Origin of the sequence: Tepidicella xavieri (assembly GCF_004363315.1) — a bacterium.
Lineage (GTDB): Bacteria > Pseudomonadota > Gammaproteobacteria > Burkholderiales > Burkholderiaceae_C > Tepidicella > Tepidicella xavieri.
This window is the reverse complement of the sequence record NZ_SNYL01000004.1, coordinates 82,148-98,366: the sequence shown is the minus strand read 5'-3', so window position 1 is coordinate 98,366 and position 16,219 is coordinate 82,148. Positions and strand designations below refer to the sequence as shown.

Here is a 16,219-nt window from a genome sequence, read left to right as displayed (position 1 = left end):
CGCTCAATCCGCCAGCAGCGCCCAGGCCAGGCGGTGGAGCCGATGCCCAGGTTCCACCAGGGCTTCCAGCACGCTGAAGTGGTTGAGCCCCGACAGGGCTTCGCACACGGGCACCCGCTTGCGCCCCCAAGCCTTGCGTATGAGGCGGTTCTGCTGCAAAAAGGCGCTGCTCTCGTCAGCACCGGCCACCGCATAGAGCTTCCCTTTGTCCGGCCGGGGCAGGCCTGCCGGGCTGGCCTGCCGCACCTGCTTGGGCGTCAGACGCAGGTCTGGTTGCAGAAACGGGGTGTGGCGCAGCGGCGCCAAATCGTACAGCCCCGAGATGGACAGCGCGCGCCGCACCAGTCGCTTGGGCAAATCCTGGTCCACGTCACGCCAGCGGCACAGCAACAACATGGCCGCCAAATGCCCACCGGCCGAGTGCCCCACCACCGTGATGCGGCCCGGATCCCCGCCCCAGGCGGCAACGTGCCGGCTCGTCCACGCCAACGCCTGCACCATTTGCATCGTGATCTCTGGTATCGAGACGGCGGGGCACAAGGCGTAATTGGGCACCACCACGCACACCCCTTGGCGGTTGAACACCGGCGCCACAAAGGCATGGTCGGCCTTGTCCAACGAGCGCCAGTACCCCCCGTGAATGAACACCATGACAGGCGCCCGCCCCTGGCCGGTCGTGGCCGGAAACACGTCGAGCCGCTGGGCGGGCCCGTCACCATAAGGCACATCGAGAGCCGGGCGCGGATGCTCGGCCCTCGCCTGCGCCGAAGCGCGCTGCCAGCGCTGGAAATGGCTGGCGAAGTCGGGCACGAGGGCCCGATTGTTGTACAGACGGTCCAGTTCTTGCTTGTTCCACCGTGGCATGCGCGTCTCCTGTAAGATTGTTTGCAAGGGCCGCGCAGACGGTCGCCCCAGCGTTTTTTTCCATATTACACATCCGGCGTCGTTGTCCATGCTCCACTTTGCCGAATCGCCCGCGATCGCGAGCCTTCTCCAACCGACGGACAGCCAGGTCTGGTCATGACCGAAACCCTGCGCGCCCTGGCGCGACGTCATGGGTGGATGGCCCTGACCGTTTTTCTGGTCAGCGGCCTGGTGTTGGGTGGCTTTGCGTGGCGGGCCGAAATGCAGCGGATAGACGCCCACCGCGCCGAGGCCCGGCTGCTCGCCGGCGACGTGGCCCAGGCGCTGGAAAACCGGATGGAGCGGCTCATGTCGGCCACATACCTGATGGCCGCCTTCGTCCGGGCCAATGGGGGCGAGGTCACGCAGTTCGAACAACTCGCCACCGAAATGCTGCCTTTCTACCCTGGCGTCACCTCCCTGGGCTTGGCGCCGGGCGGCATCGTCCGTTACGCCATTCCACTGGAACCGAACCGGGCCACGATCGGCTTCAACCAGCTGGCCGACCCCGTGCAAAGCCCCGAAGCCTTCCTGGCCCGCGACACCGGCCGCCTCACCTTGGCCGGGCCGCTGAACCTCGTTCAGGGCGGGCTGGGCGCGGTGGGTCGGCTGCCGGTGTTTCTGCCCCATCCGCAACGCCAGGAACCTCAATTCTGGGGCTTCGCGTTCGTCACCATCCGTTTCCCCGACGCCTTCGAGGGCCTGGGGCTGGAGAGCCTGACCGAACGCGGCTACCGGTACGAACTGTGGCGCCGGCATCCCGATACCGGCCAGCGGCAGGTGATTGCTGCCTCGGAAGATGTGATCAGCGGCCAGCCGCTCAAGCAAGGCGTCGGGCGATCGGTGAAGGTGCCCAATGGGGAATGGTTGCTGGACGTAGAGCCGCGCGCAGGCTGGGCGCAGATCGGCCCCTTGCTCATCCAGGGCGCTTTCAGTATGGCTTTCAGCGCCATGCTCGCCTTGCTCGTGTGGTTGCTGCTGGCTCGCACCACACAAAAGGTGGCGCTCGAACACCAGGTCGCGCAACGCACCCGGGAAATCGAGGAAGCCCGGCAGGAACTCCAAGCCACCCTCAACGCGGTGCCCGACGTCTTGTTCGACCTCGATGCCGATGGCATGCTGCATGCCGTCCACACCCATCACCGCACCCAAACGCTCTACGCCCCGCAGCACATCCAGGGCCGCAACATTGCCGACTTCCTGCCACTGGATGCGCTCCAAACCATTCGCGCCAGCATGGCCGATGCGGCCCGGGACGGCCGTTCCAGCGGTCGGCAATACCCCATCGACACGCCACAGGGGCGACAATGGTTCGAGTTGTCCATGGCAGCCAAGGCTGCCTCCGCTGCTGACAGCACCAGCGCCACCCCGGCGCGCTTCATCGCCCTGGCCCGCGACATCACCGCGCGCAAGCAAGCCGAGCTGCAGTACCACCTGGCCGCGCAGTTTTTCGCAGGCAGCAGCGAGGGCTTCGTCATCACCGATGCCCAGCAGCGCATCATCCAGATCAACCCGGCCTTCACGGCCATCACCGGGTATCCGGAAGAAGCGGTCATGGGCCAAAAGCCCAGCATCCTGTCTTCCGGGCGGCACGACCGCACCTTCTACGAAGCGATGTGGCGCAGCATTCGTCAGACCGGGCATTGGGAAGGCGAAATCTGGAACCGGCGCCGCAACGGCGAAGAGTATCCCGAGTGGCTGTCCATCAGCCGCATTCAGGACGGCTCGGGCCAGACCACCCACTACGTGGCCATCTTCAGCGACATCAGCCGGCGTCTGGAACAGGAAGCACGCATCCGCGATCTGGCTTACTACGACAACCTGACCGGCCTGGCCAACCGCACGCTGCTGCGCGATCGCGTGCAGCACGACCTGAGCATGGCCCGCCGATACGACAAGCCGCTGAGCCTGTTGTTCATCGATCTGGACCATTTCAAGCACGTCAATGACTCGCTCGGCCACCAGGTCGGCGACCAACTGCTCGTAGAGGTGGCCCGGCGCATCCGATCCCTGGTGCGGGAACAGGACACCGTGGCGCGGCTTGGTGGCGACGAGTTCGTGGCCGTGCTGCCAGAGACCGGCGCCGAAGGCGCCGCCCACGCTGCCACAGTCTTGCTCAAGACGCTGGGCCAGCCCTACGACCTGGGCACCCAGGAGCTCACCGTCACACCCTCCATCGGCATCGCGCTCTACCCCAACGATGGCAGCGACTTCGAGACCCTGTACCGTTGCGCGGACACGGCGATGTACCGCGCCAAGCAGGAAGGGCGCAACCGCCACGCCTTCTTCACGCAGGAAATGCAGGCCCTGGCCATGCGCCGCCTGCAACTGGAAAACGCCCTGCGACGGGCCATCGAGCGGGGTGAGATGTGCTTGCACTACCAGCCCCAGATCTCCCTGTGCAATGGCTCACTGATCGGGGTGGAGGCCCTGCTGCGCTGGAATCACCCGACGCTCGGCGCCATTTCGCCGGCCGAATTCATCCCCGTGGCCGAGCACACCGGGCAGATCGTGACGATCGGGGAGTGGGTATTGCGCCAGGCCTGTGTGCAGCTCCAGCAATGGCGTCAGGCGGGCCTGCCGTCCATGGTGGTGGCGGTCAACCTGTCGGCTGCGCAGTTTCGCCAGCCCGATCTGGTACAGCGGGTCGCCCAAGCCCTGGCAGACTCGGGCCTGCCCGCCGAGTGGCTCGAATTGGAACTCACCGAAAGCACTGCCATGCACGACCCGCAAGCCGCCATCGCCACCGTGGACGCCCTGCGCGCGCTGGGCGTGCACCTCTCGCTGGATGATTTCGGCACCGGCTATTCCTCGCTCAACCACCTCAAGCGGTTCCAGATCGGCAAGCTCAAAATCGACCAGTCCTTCGTCCGCGGGCTGCCTGACGACGCCGAAGACGCCGGCATCGTCGAGACCATCATTCAGATGGCCCGCAGCCTGGGGCTCAAAACGGTGGCCGAAGGGGTGGAAACCGAAGCCCAGCGGGCCTTCCTGCAGCAACGCGGCTGTGATCAGATGCAGGGTTACCTGCTGGCGCGCCCTCTGCCGGCGAAGGACTTCGAGTCCTGGTGGCGGGCCCGTTTCTCGCCCGAAGGATGACGGCCCCCAGGCGCGGGCGGGGCAAAGCCCACCCGAGCGCCCTCACCCGGCCCACGGGCATGGCGAGCGCCGCCTGAGCGCTGTCCGCCCTCCCCGGGATAGCGACGCTCTTCCCCCCAGTTGCCACCGTGGCGGCCACGGCGCGGTCCGCGTCCGTCACGGCGCTCATGGCCGATGTCAGCCACCGGCTTGCGCGGCTCCAGCCCGGCAATCGTCTGGGCCTGAAACCGCTGCCGGCTGTAGGCCTCGATTTCCCCGATCTTGCGGCGATCGCGGAATTCGGCCATGGTGACGGCCAGCCCCTGGCGGCCTGCGCGGCCCGTGCGGCCGATGCGATGGGTGTAATCCTCGGCCTTCATCGGCAGGCCGTAATTGAACACGTGCGTGATGGTCGGCACATCGATGCCACGGGCGGCCACATCGGTGGCCACCAGGAACTGCACCTGCCCATTGCGCAAGGCCATCAGGCGGCGGTTGCGCAAGCCCTGGCTCAGCGCCCCGTGCAACGCCACGGCGGCAAAGCCGGCTTGCTGCAGATCTTCGGCCAGGGCATCGCATTCCACCTGGGTGCTCGCAAACACGATGGCCTGGTCGATGCCATCGACCCGCAACCAGTGGTCCAGCAACTGCCGCTTGTGCTCAGGGCTGTCACACCAGTACAGGCGCTGCTCGATGTGGGCGTGCCGGTCCTGCGGGGTGTCGATTTGCACCTTCTGGGGCTGACGCATCACCCGGGCCGCCAGCGCCTGGATGCGCGGCGCGAAGGTGGCACTGAACATCATCGTCTGACGACGCCGGGCCGTCAGGGCATGGATATCGGCCAGATCATCGGCAAAACCCAGATCCAGCATGCGGTCGGCTTCATCGACCACCAAGAACTGCACATGCTCCAGCCGAATCTGTCCGCTGCGCTGCAGATCGAGCAGGCGCCCTGGCGTGGCCACGACCAGATGGGCGTTTTGCAGCCTCGCGATCTGGGTCTGGTAGGGCATGCCCCCGACCACATTGGCCACCCGCAGGCCACGGCAATGGCGGACCAGGTCGATGGCATCGTGCGCCACCTGCTGGGCCAGTTCCCGCGTGGGGCACAACACCAGCGCGCCCGGCTCGGCAGGCTTGAAGTGGCGGGCCAGCAAAGGGTTTTTGCGCTTGGGGCGCTTTGGCGCGGGCTGCCCGGCCGCTTGCGCTTCGGCCGCCCGCCGGGCCCAATCGGCCTGCTCGGCTGCCTCGCGTTCGGCCTGTTGCTGGATCAAGGTATGCAGAACCGGCAGCAGGAAAGCGGCGGTCTTGCCACTGCCCGTCTGGCTCGACACCATGAGGTCGGTAAACGCATCGGCGGCATCACCGGCCTGCATGGCCATGGGAATGGCCGCTTTTTGCACCGGGGTGGGCTGGGTGTAGCCCAGGTCGGCCACGGCCTGCAGCAACGGCGTGGCCAGGCCCAGTTCGGCAAAGGGCTGGGGAAGCCGCGACTCGGTCGTCGCCAGCGGTGAGGAAATCATGTCTGTCATGTCATCGGTCCATGCGCGAAAGCGCAAAGGAACATCCCGAGCACAGACGCCTGCCAGGCGTTCGGCGTGCCCGATCGGTTCAAGGTGGAAAGACACATCGACCACCAACCGATCAGCGAGCGACGCACCCCCTGTCAGGGGCAACGTCTCAAACGCCCAAAACGGGTAGCCTCCCATGACCTTCTGGCCTGGGTGATCACCCCGTTTTCAAAGTGTGAGGCAGATGCACAAAATTCACCCCCTTCAGGAGGGTGAATCTTGCATTATCACACAGTTTCGGGTTTCCCCTTAAAACCACCCGATCAATGGGCCAGCAAGCGGGCCAACAAGTGATACAGCACAGCAGCCAACACCGCTGTGGCAGGCACCGTCACGATCCAGGCGGCCACGATACGCATCACCACCGAACGCTTGACCAGCTCCTTCTTGTAAGCCTTCTTGAACGCCTTGCGCTCTTTCTTGTCGAATGGGGTGGGCACCTCGCTGGACGAAGGCTGCCCGACCGTCATTTTGTGCTTGTGCGCCGCCGCGCGCTTCTTCATCTCGGCGAGCATGCGCTTTTTCTCGTCCACCGGGGCGGCCTCGAAACGGGCCAGGTAGGCTTCCACCGCCTCACGATCCTCCCCCTGGTGACCGGCCCGCACCACGGCCTCCATTTTGGCGTAGTTGACCTTGAGCAACTCCCGCAGAAAGCCGACACCGAACACCGCACCGATGGTCACGTGCGTGGTGGACACCGGCATGCCGAGGTGCGCCGCCAGGATCACGGTGATCGTGGCGGCCATGGCGATCGAATAGGCCCGCATCCGGTCCAATTCGGTGATTTCCTTGCCCACGGTCAAAATCAGGCGCGAGCCGTAGAGGGCCAGCCCCACCGACAGACCGATGGCGCCCAGAATCATGATCCACATCGGCGTGACCGCCCGGGCCGCCACCGCACCGCTGGCCACTGCCTCGTAAATCGCGGCCAACGGGCCGATCGCATTGGCCACGTCGTTGGCCCCATGGGCAAAACTCAGCAGAGCGGCCGCAAACACCAGCGGCCAGGTGAACAGGGCATTGACGCTGTCTTTGCTGCTGGGCAACCGGCGCGCCATGCGCCCAATGGGCTTGTGCAGCAGCAGATAAACCACCACCGCCATCGCCAGCCCGCCCAACACCGAAAACGCAAAGCTCACCTTGATGACCTGCGACACGCCTTTGAGCAACATGAAGGTGCCAAAAGCCCAGGCCATCAGTGCCACCAGCAGGGGCACCACCCGGGCCGCAGCCTGCGACATGTCGCCTTGGTAGGTGATGGTGCGCTTGATGACATACAGAAACCCCGCCGCGATCACCCCGCCCATGAGCGGCGAAATCACCCAACTGGCCACGATCGAGCCGATGGTGCCCCAGTTGACCAGGCCCCAGCCACCCGCGGCAATCCCCGCCCCCATCACCGCGCCGATGATGGAGTGGGTGGTAGACACCGGCGCCCCCAGCATGGTCGCCAGATTGAGCCATAAGGCACCGGCCAGCAGCGCTGCCAGCATCAGCCAGGTGAACCGCTCTGGATCGTCAAAGGCGCGGGTATCGATGATCCCGCCCTTGATCGTGCCCACCACCTCACCGCCAGCCACAATGGCCCCCAGGGCCTCGAACACCGCGGCAATCAGGATGGCCCACCCGAGTGTGATGGCGCCTGAGCCCACGGCCGGTCCCATGTTGTTGGCCACGTCGTTGGCGCCGATGTTCATGGCCATGTAGCCACCCACCGCCGCCGCGACGATCAAAAACCACAGCGCCTGCGTGCTCAGGCCCGGCAGGTGATCGACATTGAATGCCGCATACAGGCCCACGGCCACCAAAAACGCCACGGCCGCGGCCAGCCGCAACATCTGACGCAGATGTTCTTCGCCCGCGCGCGTGGCGGGCTTGAGGGGAATGTTCATGATGTGTGCTCGGGTATCAACGGTCCCGGCCCTCTGCAGGGGCCTAGGGTGCCGCTTCGGGAAAGCAAAAGCGCGCCTCAGCGCAGGAAATGTTGCCGGTAGTGCTCCAACTCGTCGATCGACTCATGCACATCGGCCAACGCCGTGTGCCGCTGCTGTTTCTTGAAGGCCGCATACACCTCCGGGCGCCAACGCTTGGCCAGCTCCTTGAGGGTACTGACATCGAGGTTGCGATAGTGGAAATACGCTTCCAGCTTGGGCATGTATTTCACCAGAAACCGCCGGTCCTGCCCGATGGTATTGCCGCACATGGGCGAACTGTTGCGGGGCACGTACCGCTGAATGAAAGTCAGCAGTTGCTCCTCGGCCTGGGCTTCGGTCAGCGTGCTGGCGCGCACCTTGTCGATCAGGCCGCTCTTGCCGTGCGTGCCTTTGTTCCAGTTGTCCATCGCATCGAGCACGGCCTCGCTCTGGTGAATCACCAGCACCGGCCCGTCGATGCGCGGCGTCAACTGCGGGCCGGTGATGACCACCGCCACCTCCAGCAGGCGTTCCTTCTCCGGATCGAGCCCGCTCATTTCACAGTCTATCCAGACCAGGTTCTGGTCGCTCTTGGGCAGGTCGGCAGGCGGCGGCGACGAAGCCTCGGCAACGTTGATGTGTGCGTCCATGAGGCGTGATTTTCGCCGATCCCGGCAAAGCACCCCCAACTTGGCTAGACTTGCTGCCCATGGATGTGGTTTCCTACTCAGCAGAATCGATCTGGACCCTGACTTTCTGCGCCTTGCTGCTGGCGGGTCTGCTCACGCGGCTGTGGCTGGCGGGCCGGCAGATGCGGCATGTGTCCGCCCATGCGAACCAAGTGCCCGAGCCCTTTGCCCAAACGGTGGACCTGGCGGCCCACCGCAAGGCCGCGCTCTACACCCTGGAGAAAACCCGGCTCGGCATGATCGAAGCCGCCGTGGCGGCCGCCGTGCTCGTGGGCTGGACGCTGCTGGGAGGGCTGCACCTGCTCAATCAAGCCCTGCTGGGCTGGATCGGCCCCGGGCTGCTGCAGCAAGTGGCGCTGGTGGTCGCCTTCGCGCTCATCGGTGGCCTGATCGACCTGCCGATGGCCTGGTGGCGGACTTTCCGCCTCGAAGAGCGCTTTGGCTTCAACCGCATGACCTGGCGGCTCTGGATCGCCGACGGCCTCAAGGGTCTGCTGATCGGTGCCATCGTCGGTCTGCCGCTGGTGGCGCTCGTGCTGTGGCTGATGGACAGCGCCGGCCCGTTGTGGTGGCTGTGGGCCTGGGGCGTGTGGATGGGCTTCAACCTGTTGCTGCTCGTGCTCTACCCCACCCTCATCGCGCCCCTGTTCAACCGCTTCCAACCCTTGGAAGACGAGACCTTGCGCCAGCGCGTCGAAGCCCTGATGGCCCGCTGCGGCTTCAGCGCCAAGGGGCTGTTCGTGATGGACGGCAGCAAGCGCAGCGCACATGCCAACGCTTACTTCACCGGCTTCGGCCCGGCCAAGCGCGTGGTGTTCTTCGACACGCTGCTGCAGCAGCTCACGCCTGCGGAAATCGATGCCGTGCTGGCCCACGAGCTTGGGCACTTCAAGCACCGGCATATCCTGCAGCGCATCGTGCTGCTTTTCGGGGTCAGCTTGATCGGTTTTGCCCTGCTCGGATGGGCCGCGCAGCAACCTTGGTTCTACACCGGCTTGGGCGTCATGCCCAGCCTGCTGCACCCCAACAGCGCGCTGGCTCTCATCCTGTTCCTCAACGTGGTGCCCCTGTTCACCTTTTTCATCACCCCGCTGATGAGCGGTTTGTCGCGCCGCCACGAGTTCGAGGCCGATGCCTTCGCGGCCCGACATGCCGACGGCCGCGATCTGGCCAACGCCCTGCTCAAGCTGCACAAGGACAACGCCAGCACCCTGACCCCAGACCCGGTGTTCGTGCGTTTCTATTATTCCCACCCTCCGGCGGCCGAGCGGCTGGCCCGCCTGGCGTGAGCCGCTGCCCATGAAAACCGGCTGGTTGCAGGGGCTCGTGGTGGCCACCCACGGCCGCCACTGCTGGATCGAAACCGACAGCGGCGAGCGTCGCCTGTGCCATCCGCGCGGCAAGCGGCAAACCGCCGTGGTGGGCGACCGGGTGTGGTGGCAGCCCAGCCGCGACGAAGGCACCATCGAGCAGGTCGAACCACGCCGCAATCTGCTCTATCGGCAGGACGCGGTGCGCACCAAGTCTTTCGCGGCCAATCTGGACCAGGTGCTCGTGTTGCTGGCGGCCGAACCGGTGTTCTCCGAAAGCCAACTCAACCGGGCGCTCATCGCGGCACGCGCCGAGGGGCTGCCTGCAATCGTGGCCCTGAACAAAAGCGACCTGGCCGAGCCGTTCCAGCAAGCATGGAGCCGGCTCCAACCCTATCGGGCCATGGGTCAACGGGTGTGGCCACTGAGCTTGACCCGCGAAGCGGGCCTGTCGGACCTGCGTGCTGAACTGGAGGGAAAGACCACGCTGGTCCTGGGACCGTCGGGCGTGGGCAAAAGCACCCTGGTCAACCGGCTGGTGCCCGATGCGGCAGCGGCCACCAGCGAGATTTCCCGAGCGCTCAACACCGGGCGGCACACCACCACCAGCACCACTTGGTATTGGATCGATCGCAGCCGCCACACCGCCTTGATCGATTCCCCTGGCTTTCAGGAATTCGGCCTGCATCACATCCCTGCCCCCAAGCTGGCCCTGCTGATGCCAGACTTCGAGTCCTTGGCGGGGCAGTGCCGTTTTCACAACTGCAGCCATTTGCACGAGCCCGACTGCGCGGTCCGAGCAGCCGTCGGCCACGGAATCACCCCGCAACGCTACCGCCTCTACGCCGAGTTGTATGAAGAGCTGGCGGCGGCTCCGCGCTATTGAGGCCAACGGCACCGCTGCGCCATCGCCCCGCTTACCAGAAACGGGCCAGCATGCCCAGCGCCAGCAGCAACAGCCACAACACCACCGAGCGCCACACCAACCCCACCGCGCTGGCCAGATGCGCCAGTTGGGGCGCGCGCTGGTCGCTGCCCGGCCAGTCTGGGCCGCCAGCAGCGGCCGACTGCCCACCCAGACGCACATTCATCGCGCCGGCCGTGGCCGCCAGCAGCAAGCCGTCGTTGCTCGGGGAGGCCATGCGCTCCTGGCGCCAGTTGGCAATCGCCTCTTCGAAATTGCCCACCACCGCGAAAGCCAAAGCGGTCGCGCGCACCGGCAAGAAATCGACCGCGTGCCAGCCACCGCGCGCCGCCTGGCGCGAGGCGTCGCTGTGCTCGTCGGCCGACTGTGCCGCCCAGCGACGCGAGAGATGCTCGGCCATGCGATACATCACGGCGCCGGCCGGCCCCAGCCCCAGGGCCGCGAACACCACGAAGCACACCAACACCCCGAACACATGGCGATGCGCGGCCAGCACCGAGTGCTCGATCACCTGACGCAAGAACTCCTCCCGCGGCCCATCGGCCACGTCAGCGCCTTTCCAACGGGCCAACGCCGCGCGGGCACCGGCCTCGTCGCCGGACTCCAGCGCCACCCGAATGGCCGTGAAATGGTGGCTGAACTGCCGGAACCCGAGCGTGAAATACAACGCCAGCGTCATCCAGGCAAATGCCAGCAACCCATGGATGGCCCACAGCGCCCAGTACACGGCCATGGCGCCCAGGGCAGGCGCGGCCACCGCCAGCCACCACGCAAGCCAGCCGTGGTGCGTCTGGCCTGCATCGAGCGTCTGGCGCGTCCAGCGCGCCCAGCCACGCATCGCCTCATAGACTGGGTTGTCTCGCCCCAGCGGTCTGGCCTGATCGAGCATGAGCGCCAACAGAATCGCGAAAAAACTCATGCCGGCATCATAGCGACGACTGACGCCGCCCAACGCGCCAGCCCCCCGGATTAACCCGCAATCAGGCGCTCAACAGCCGATACAGATTGCGCACCATGCCTGCCGTGGCCCCCCAGATGAAGCGCTCGGCGTGCCCATCGTGGTACGGCATAGAGAACCACTGCCGCAGCCGCCCCTCCCAGACCACCTCGTGCCGGCGGTGGTGCGCCGGGTTCATCAGATACGCCAGCGGCACCTCGAAAGCCTCGGCCACTTCCTGGGGATTGGGGCGCAAGGTATGCCGCGGGTCCACCAGGGCGACCACCGGCGTGACCATGAAGGCCGTGCCGGTGGTATACACCGGCAGGGTGCCCAGCACCTCCACATGCCCAGGCCACAGCCCGACCTCCTCCTCGGCTTCGCGCAATGCGGTGGCCACGGCATCGGCGTCGCCCGCGTCGATTTTCCCGCCGGGAAACGCCACCTGCCCGGCGTGAGTAGGCAAATGCGCCGTGCGCTCGGTCAGCAACAACGTGGGCTGATCGCGCATCACCACCGGCACCAGCACCGCGGCGGGTTGCGCCGGACGCTCCACGAAGCGTGGCTCCAGCCGCACTTCAGGCTCCCAGAGCGGGGGATGGCGGAAGCGCGCTCGCAAGGCATCGGGCCGGCAGCTTTCAGGGGTGACCGCCGGCAGGTGGCGATCCACCCCCACGACCGGGGCGGTTCGGGGATCGATCATGATCGGGCTAGACTACCATGCACACACGCGTCACAGAACGATTTGCAGGGAGAACACACATGCCGCTGACCCCATGGCGACACCCATGGCGACTGGCTGCCCAATGGCTGCTCGTCCTGGTTTTATGCGCCCCTTTCCACGGGGCTTGGGCCGTGGTGGAAGCCAACCGTGCGCCCCCGCAGGATCTCGTGGCCATCAAAGGCATCGGGCCGGCCACCGCCGAACGCATCGTCGAAGCCCGGCGTCAACGCCCCTTCACCGATTGGGCCGACTTCATCCAGCGGGTGCGCGGTATCGGGCCGGCCACGGCCAGCAAGTTGTCGGCCAACGGGCTGACGGTCAATGGCCAACGCTACGAGCCTGCCGCCGCGTCTCCTGCTCAGGAAGTTTGGTGGCAGCCGATGATCCCCCGGCCGGTCGATCCCGCCCGTTGACTCAATCATGCAAAAAACGCATGGCGGCATCACGACGCGGCCTTGGACAAGCTTGCAAGCCAGCCGTAAGCTCAGGGCTTCGCAACCACAACCTTGAGGTCATGAACCTGCATTCCGATCATCCGCACGCCCTGCCTTCCTACCTGGACCGCAACGATCTCGGTCCCTGGGGCGATTTTCTGCAACAGGTGGACCGCGTCACCCCCTATCTGGGCAAACTGGGCCGCTGGGTGGAAACCCTCAAGCGCCCCAAACGCACCCTCATCGTGGACGTTCCCATCCACCTCGATGACGGTCGCGTGGCCCATTACGAAGGCTACCGGGTGCAGCACAACACCTCCCGCGGCCCTGGCAAGGGCGGGGTCCGCTTCCACCAGGACGTCACGCTGTCCGAAGTCATGGCGCTGGCGGCATGGATGTCCATCAAGAACGCCGCCGTCAACGTGCCGTATGGCGGTGCCAAGGGTGGGATCCGCGTGGACCCGAAAGAGCTGACCGCTGCCGAGCTGGAGCGTGTCACGCGGCGCTACACGAGCGAAATCGGCCTCATCATCGGCCCGACGAAAGACATCCCAGCCCCCGATGTGAACACCAACGAACGGGTGATGGCCTGGATGATGGACACCTACTCCATGAACATCGGTGAAACCGCGACCGGCGTGGTGACGGGCAAGCCCATCGACCTCGGCGGCTCACTGGGCAGGCGCGAGGCCACCGGGCGCGGCGTCTTCATCGTCGGCCAGGAAGCGGCTCGGCGCATCGGGCTGGACATCGCCGGCGCACGCGTCGCCATCCAGGGCTTTGGCAATGTGGGCGGCGTTACCGGCAAGCTGTTTGCGGAAGCTGGCGCGCGCATCGTGGCCGTGCAAGACCACGCTGGCACCGTCTATCACCCGGGCGGCATCGACATCCCCGCCCTGACCCGGCACGTCGCCAGCACCGGCAGCGTCGCCGGATTCCCCCATGCCGAAGCCCTGCCCACCGACCAGTTCTGGGACGTGGAGTGCGACATTCTGGTGCCGGCGGCCCTGGAGCGGCAGATCACTGAGGCCAACGCGGGCCGCATCCGCGCCCGTATGGTCATCGAAGGCGCCAACGGCCCCACCACGCCGCTGGCCGATGACATCCTCAACGAGCGCAATGTGCTCGTCATCCCGGACGTGATCGCCAACGCGGGCGGCGTGACGGTGAGCTATTTTGAATGGGTGCAGGACTTCTCCAGCTTCTTCTGGAGCGAGGAAGAGATCAACGAGCGGCTCGCCAAAATCATGCGCGGCGCCTTCCACACCATCTGGCAGGTGGCCGAGGACCACAAGGTCAGCCTGCGCACGGCCACCTTCATCGTGGCCTGCCAGCGCATCCTGCACGCCCGTGACCTGCGCGGCCTCTACCCCTGATCCGTCAGGGATTCACTGGAGGGTTTTCTTCAGCAGGGGGAGATCGGGCAGCGGCACGATGTCGATACCCTCCTCCACCAACTCGGCGGCCTCTTGGACAGAGGCCCGCCCTCGAATGCCGCGAACCGGCGCCTCACCATGGTGGATGCGCCGTGCCTCGTCGGCAAAACGCTCGCCCACGTCCTCGGTGCGGGCCACCATGTGTTGGAGAGCCTGCAAAAACGCCGCTTGCATCGCTTCGAGGGGGCCTTGGGATGGCGGCGTGGTCTGTGCGGCATCGGGCCCGGCCGGCGGCTGGCCTTTGCCCAGGTTCAGCCGGGGTGCCGTCAGCCGCTTTTCCACGTCCTTGACGCCGCAGACCGGGCACTCCAAAAGGCCACGCTCACGCTGGGCCAGGTAGTCGTCCTCGGACGCAAACCACCCTTCGAACACGTGCCCATGGGCACAGGCCAGATCCAAGACTTTCATGGCTAGGATTATCGCGGCTCAACCACCTGCGGGCCGGTGGCAGCCCAATACCCCTTCAGCGGGGCCAAGCGACGGCACCCGGCTCAGTGCCGACGCAGCAGATAACGATAGACGAAACCGGGAAAGGCAAACGTCAGGAACATCGATGCCGTGACGGCGTAGAACTCCCACCCCTGGGGATAGATCTGCCCCTGGTGGTGCTCCAGCGCCAGCCCCACCCCGCCAGCGACGAAGTACAGCAGCACCAACTCCAACACGCGCGCCCACAAGGGCTTGAGGCCGCCTTTCAAGGGCACCACCGCGAGCACGCGTTCATTGAGAAAGGGCAGATTGGCCAACAACACGGCCAGCCCAATGACCAGCCATACGGAAAAGGACGATGTCATGCCAGGAGCTTACTTTAGAGCAGCATGGCCGCCACCGCCTGGGCGCACAAGGCCATGAGCCCGCCGGGGATGATGCCCAGCACCAGCACCAGGGCCCCGTTGACGGACAACACCGCCCGCACGTCCAGCGGCGCCTCGATCGGCGCGGTCTGCGTCGGGGCATCGAAATACATCACCTTCACCACACGCAGGTAGTAGAAAGCCCCCACCAGCGACATCAGCACGGCAAACACGGCCAGCCACAGGTGCGCGCTGCCACCGGCCTCCAACAAAGCCTGCAGCACCGACAGCTTGGCATAGAAGCCCACCAGCGGCGGCACCCCGACCAAGGAGAACATGCAGACCGCCAGCACCCCGGCGTAAAGTGGGCTGCGTTGGTTCAAGCCCGCCAGATCGGCGATGTCCTCCGATTCGAAACCTTGCCGGGTCAGCAGCAGGAGCACACCGAAAGTGGCCAGCGTGGTGAGCACATAGGTCACCACATAGAACATGGCGGCCCCGTAGGCATTGGCCATGTTGCTGCCGTCACCGCCCGCGCCCACGCCAGCCACGAACGCGAGCAGCATGAAGCCCATCTGGGCGATGGTGGAAAACGCCAGCATGCGTTTCATGTTGGTTTGCGCGATGGCCGCGAGGTTGCCCACCAGCAGCGACACCACCGCCAACACGGCCACCATCTGCTGCCAGTCGAATGCCAGGGGCACCAGGCCTTCGACCAACAGGCGGATCACGATGGCAAACGCCGCCAGCTTGGGCGCGCCACCAATGATCAACGTCACCGCCGTGGGAGAGCCGTGATAGACATCGGGCACCCACATGTGGAAAGGCACGACGCCGAGCTTGAAGGCCAGACCAGCGACCACGAACACCAGGCCCAGCACCAGCACTTGCGGCTGATCGACGCCTGCGGCAATCACCTGTGCCACCGTCGGGATGTCGAGCGAGCCCGTGGCCCCATAGACCAGCGACAAGCCATAAAGCAGGAAGCCGCTGGCCAGCGCGCCAAGCACGAAATACTTCATCGCTGCTTCGGTGGCCTTAAGATCGTCCCGGCGCAGCGCCACCAGGGCATAGCTCGACAGCGTCAAGAGTTCCAGCCCCAGATAAATGACCAGGAAGTTGTGCCCCGAAATCATGACGAACATGCCCAGCAGCGCGAGCATGGACAGGGTGAACATCTCACCGCCCCGCAGCATGTCACGGGCGCCGGCATATGGGCGGCCATAGACCAGTGTCACCATCATGGCGATGGTGGCAAAACATTTGAGCCAGTTGCCCATCGGGTCGCTGACCACCATCCCGCCAAAGCCGGCAATCGTCTCCCCGCTGGCGGCGGCATAACCGGTCAGCACGGCCACCACGGCCAGGGTCAGAAGCGTCAGACGGTGGGTGGCGCCACGCAGTGGCGAAGTCACGAACAGGTCGTAGATCGCGATCACGCAGGCCATACCCAGCAACAGCAGTTCGGGATAGACCGTGGCCCAGCTGAGACTGTCAATCATTGT

At 65.6% G+C, this 16,219-nt stretch carries 14 protein-coding genes; 5 read left to right on the top strand and 9 right to left on the bottom strand.

Going from position 1 to position 16,219, the window contains the following annotated elements:
* Positions 1 to 3: 3 nt before the first annotated feature.
* Positions 4 to 864, bottom strand: a complete 861-nt coding sequence (locus DFR43_RS04770; RefSeq protein ID WP_133596209.1) for an alpha/beta hydrolase — start codon at positions 862 to 864, stop codon at positions 4 to 6.
* Between the two features lie 156 nt (positions 865 to 1,020).
* On the opposite strand from DFR43_RS04770, the gene DFR43_RS04765 reads away from it, so the two are divergent.
* Positions 1,021 to 4,002, top strand: coding sequence for a bifunctional diguanylate cyclase/phosphodiesterase (locus tag DFR43_RS04765; protein ID WP_133596208.1), 2,982 nt, complete (start codon positions 1,021 to 1,023; stop codon positions 4,000 to 4,002).
* On the opposite strand, the gene DFR43_RS04760 is transcribed toward DFR43_RS04765, so the two are convergent.
* From DFR43_RS04760 to orn, 3 genes are all read right to left on the bottom strand, one after another.
* Positions 3,927 to 5,513: a DEAD/DEAH box helicase gene (locus DFR43_RS04760; RefSeq protein WP_133596207.1), complete on the bottom strand. Its 1,587-nt coding sequence runs from the start codon at positions 5,511 to 5,513 to the stop codon at positions 3,927 to 3,929. The genes DFR43_RS04765 and DFR43_RS04760 overlap by 76 nt on opposite strands.
* Positions 5,514 to 5,815: 302 nt before the next feature.
* Positions 5,816 to 7,444 (bottom strand): inorganic phosphate transporter, encoded by a 1,629-nt coding sequence (locus tag DFR43_RS04755; protein ID WP_133596206.1) that lies wholly within the window; start codon positions 7,442 to 7,444, stop codon positions 5,816 to 5,818.
* 77 nt (positions 7,445 to 7,521) lie between these two features.
* On the bottom strand, positions 7,522 to 8,115 hold the full coding sequence (gene orn / locus DFR43_RS04750; protein WP_133596205.1) for an oligoribonuclease: 594 nt from the start codon (positions 8,113 to 8,115) through the stop codon (positions 7,522 to 7,524).
* Positions 8,116 to 8,174: 59 nt separating this feature from the next.
* Between orn and DFR43_RS04745 the strand changes: the two genes are divergently transcribed.
* Together DFR43_RS04745 and rsgA are read left to right on the top strand one after the other, a co-directional pair.
* Positions 8,175 to 9,443: a M48 family metallopeptidase gene (locus tag DFR43_RS04745; protein WP_133596204.1), complete on the top strand. Its 1,269-nt coding sequence runs from the start codon at positions 8,175 to 8,177 to the stop codon at positions 9,441 to 9,443.
* Between the two features lie 10 nt (positions 9,444 to 9,453).
* Positions 9,454 to 10,350, top strand: coding sequence for a ribosome small subunit-dependent GTPase A (gene rsgA, locus DFR43_RS04740; protein WP_133596203.1), 897 nt, complete (start codon positions 9,454 to 9,456; stop codon positions 10,348 to 10,350).
* A gap of 31 nt (positions 10,351 to 10,381) precedes the next feature.
* Here rsgA and DFR43_RS04735 read toward each other — a convergent pair whose 3' ends face one another.
* Both DFR43_RS04735 and DFR43_RS04730 read right to left on the bottom strand, forming a co-directional pair.
* Complete coding sequence (locus tag DFR43_RS04735; RefSeq protein ID WP_133596202.1) at positions 10,382 to 11,308, bottom strand: CobD/CbiB family protein; 927 nt, start codon at positions 11,306 to 11,308, stop codon at positions 10,382 to 10,384.
* 61 nt (positions 11,309 to 11,369) lie between these two features.
* Positions 11,370 to 12,029, bottom strand: a complete 660-nt coding sequence (locus DFR43_RS04730) for a CoA pyrophosphatase (RefSeq protein WP_133596201.1) — start codon at positions 12,027 to 12,029, stop codon at positions 11,370 to 11,372.
* Between the two features lie 59 nt (positions 12,030 to 12,088).
* Here DFR43_RS04730 and DFR43_RS04725 point away from each other — a divergent pair, with 59 nt between their 5' ends.
* Together DFR43_RS04725 and DFR43_RS04720 are read left to right on the top strand one after the other, a co-directional pair.
* Positions 12,089 to 12,463, top strand: coding sequence for a ComEA family DNA-binding protein (locus tag DFR43_RS04725; protein WP_133596200.1), 375 nt, complete (start codon positions 12,089 to 12,091; stop codon positions 12,461 to 12,463).
* Between the two features lie 101 nt (positions 12,464 to 12,564).
* Complete coding sequence (locus DFR43_RS04720; RefSeq protein WP_133596199.1) at positions 12,565 to 13,860, top strand: Glu/Leu/Phe/Val family dehydrogenase; 1,296 nt, start codon at positions 12,565 to 12,567, stop codon at positions 13,858 to 13,860.
* A 12-nt stretch (positions 13,861 to 13,872) separates the two neighbouring features.
* On the opposite strand, the gene DFR43_RS04715 is transcribed toward DFR43_RS04720, so the two are convergent.
* The 3 genes from DFR43_RS04715 to nuoN all read right to left on the bottom strand — a co-directional run bounded on the left by DFR43_RS04715 (position 13,873) and on the right by nuoN (position 16,216).
* A complete protein-coding gene (locus DFR43_RS04715; protein WP_133596198.1) occupies positions 13,873 to 14,328 on the bottom strand; it encodes a DUF1178 family protein in 456 nt (151 codons plus the stop codon).
* Between the two features lie 83 nt (positions 14,329 to 14,411).
* Positions 14,412 to 14,714, bottom strand: a complete 303-nt coding sequence (locus DFR43_RS04710; protein ID WP_133596197.1) for a DUF2818 family protein — start codon at positions 14,712 to 14,714, stop codon at positions 14,412 to 14,414.
* Between the two features lie 14 nt (positions 14,715 to 14,728).
* Positions 14,729 to 16,216 carry an NADH-quinone oxidoreductase subunit NuoN gene (gene nuoN / locus DFR43_RS04705; RefSeq protein ID WP_133596196.1) on the bottom strand — a complete coding sequence of 496 codons (1,488 nt, stop codon included), beginning with the start codon at positions 16,214 to 16,216 and terminating at the stop codon, positions 14,729 to 14,731.
* Positions 16,217 to 16,219 lie beyond the last annotated feature (3 nt).

What these genes read in the sequence shown, in the direction of transcription:
- DFR43_RS04770 (WP_133596209.1), bottom strand. Translation starts at nt 864, where the DNA reads ATGCCACGGTGGAACAAGCAAGAACTGGACCGTCTGTACAACAATCGG.
- DFR43_RS04765 (WP_133596208.1), top strand. Translation starts at nt 1,021, where the DNA reads ATGACCGAAACCCTGCGCGCCCTGGCGCGACGTCATGGGTGGATGGCC.
- DFR43_RS04760 (WP_133596207.1), bottom strand. Translation starts at nt 5,513, where the DNA reads ATGACAGACATGATTTCCTCACCGCTGGCGACGACCGAGTCGCGGCTT.
- DFR43_RS04755 (WP_133596206.1), bottom strand. Translation starts at nt 7,444, where the DNA reads ATGAACATTCCCCTCAAGCCCGCCACGCGCGCGGGCGAAGAACATCTG.
- orn (WP_133596205.1), bottom strand. Translation starts at nt 8,115, where the DNA reads ATGGACGCACACATCAACGTTGCCGAGGCTTCGTCGCCGCCGCCTGCC.
- DFR43_RS04745 (WP_133596204.1), top strand. Translation starts at nt 8,175, where the DNA reads ATGGATGTGGTTTCCTACTCAGCAGAATCGATCTGGACCCTGACTTTC.
- rsgA (WP_133596203.1), top strand. Translation starts at nt 9,454, where the DNA reads ATGAAAACCGGCTGGTTGCAGGGGCTCGTGGTGGCCACCCACGGCCGC.
- DFR43_RS04735 (WP_133596202.1), bottom strand. Translation starts at nt 11,308, where the DNA reads ATGAGTTTTTTCGCGATTCTGTTGGCGCTCATGCTCGATCAGGCCAGA.
- DFR43_RS04730 (WP_133596201.1), bottom strand. Translation starts at nt 12,029, where the DNA reads ATGATCGATCCCCGAACCGCCCCGGTCGTGGGGGTGGATCGCCACCTG.
- DFR43_RS04725 (WP_133596200.1), top strand. Translation starts at nt 12,089, where the DNA reads ATGCCGCTGACCCCATGGCGACACCCATGGCGACTGGCTGCCCAATGG.
- DFR43_RS04720 (WP_133596199.1), top strand. Translation starts at nt 12,565, where the DNA reads ATGAACCTGCATTCCGATCATCCGCACGCCCTGCCTTCCTACCTGGAC.
- DFR43_RS04715 (WP_133596198.1), bottom strand. Translation starts at nt 14,328, where the DNA reads ATGAAAGTCTTGGATCTGGCCTGTGCCCATGGGCACGTGTTCGAAGGG.
- DFR43_RS04710 (WP_133596197.1), bottom strand. Translation starts at nt 14,714, where the DNA reads ATGACATCGTCCTTTTCCGTATGGCTGGTCATTGGGCTGGCCGTGTTG.
- nuoN (WP_133596196.1), bottom strand. Translation starts at nt 16,216, where the DNA reads ATGATTGACAGTCTCAGCTGGGCCACGGTCTATCCCGAACTGCTGTTG.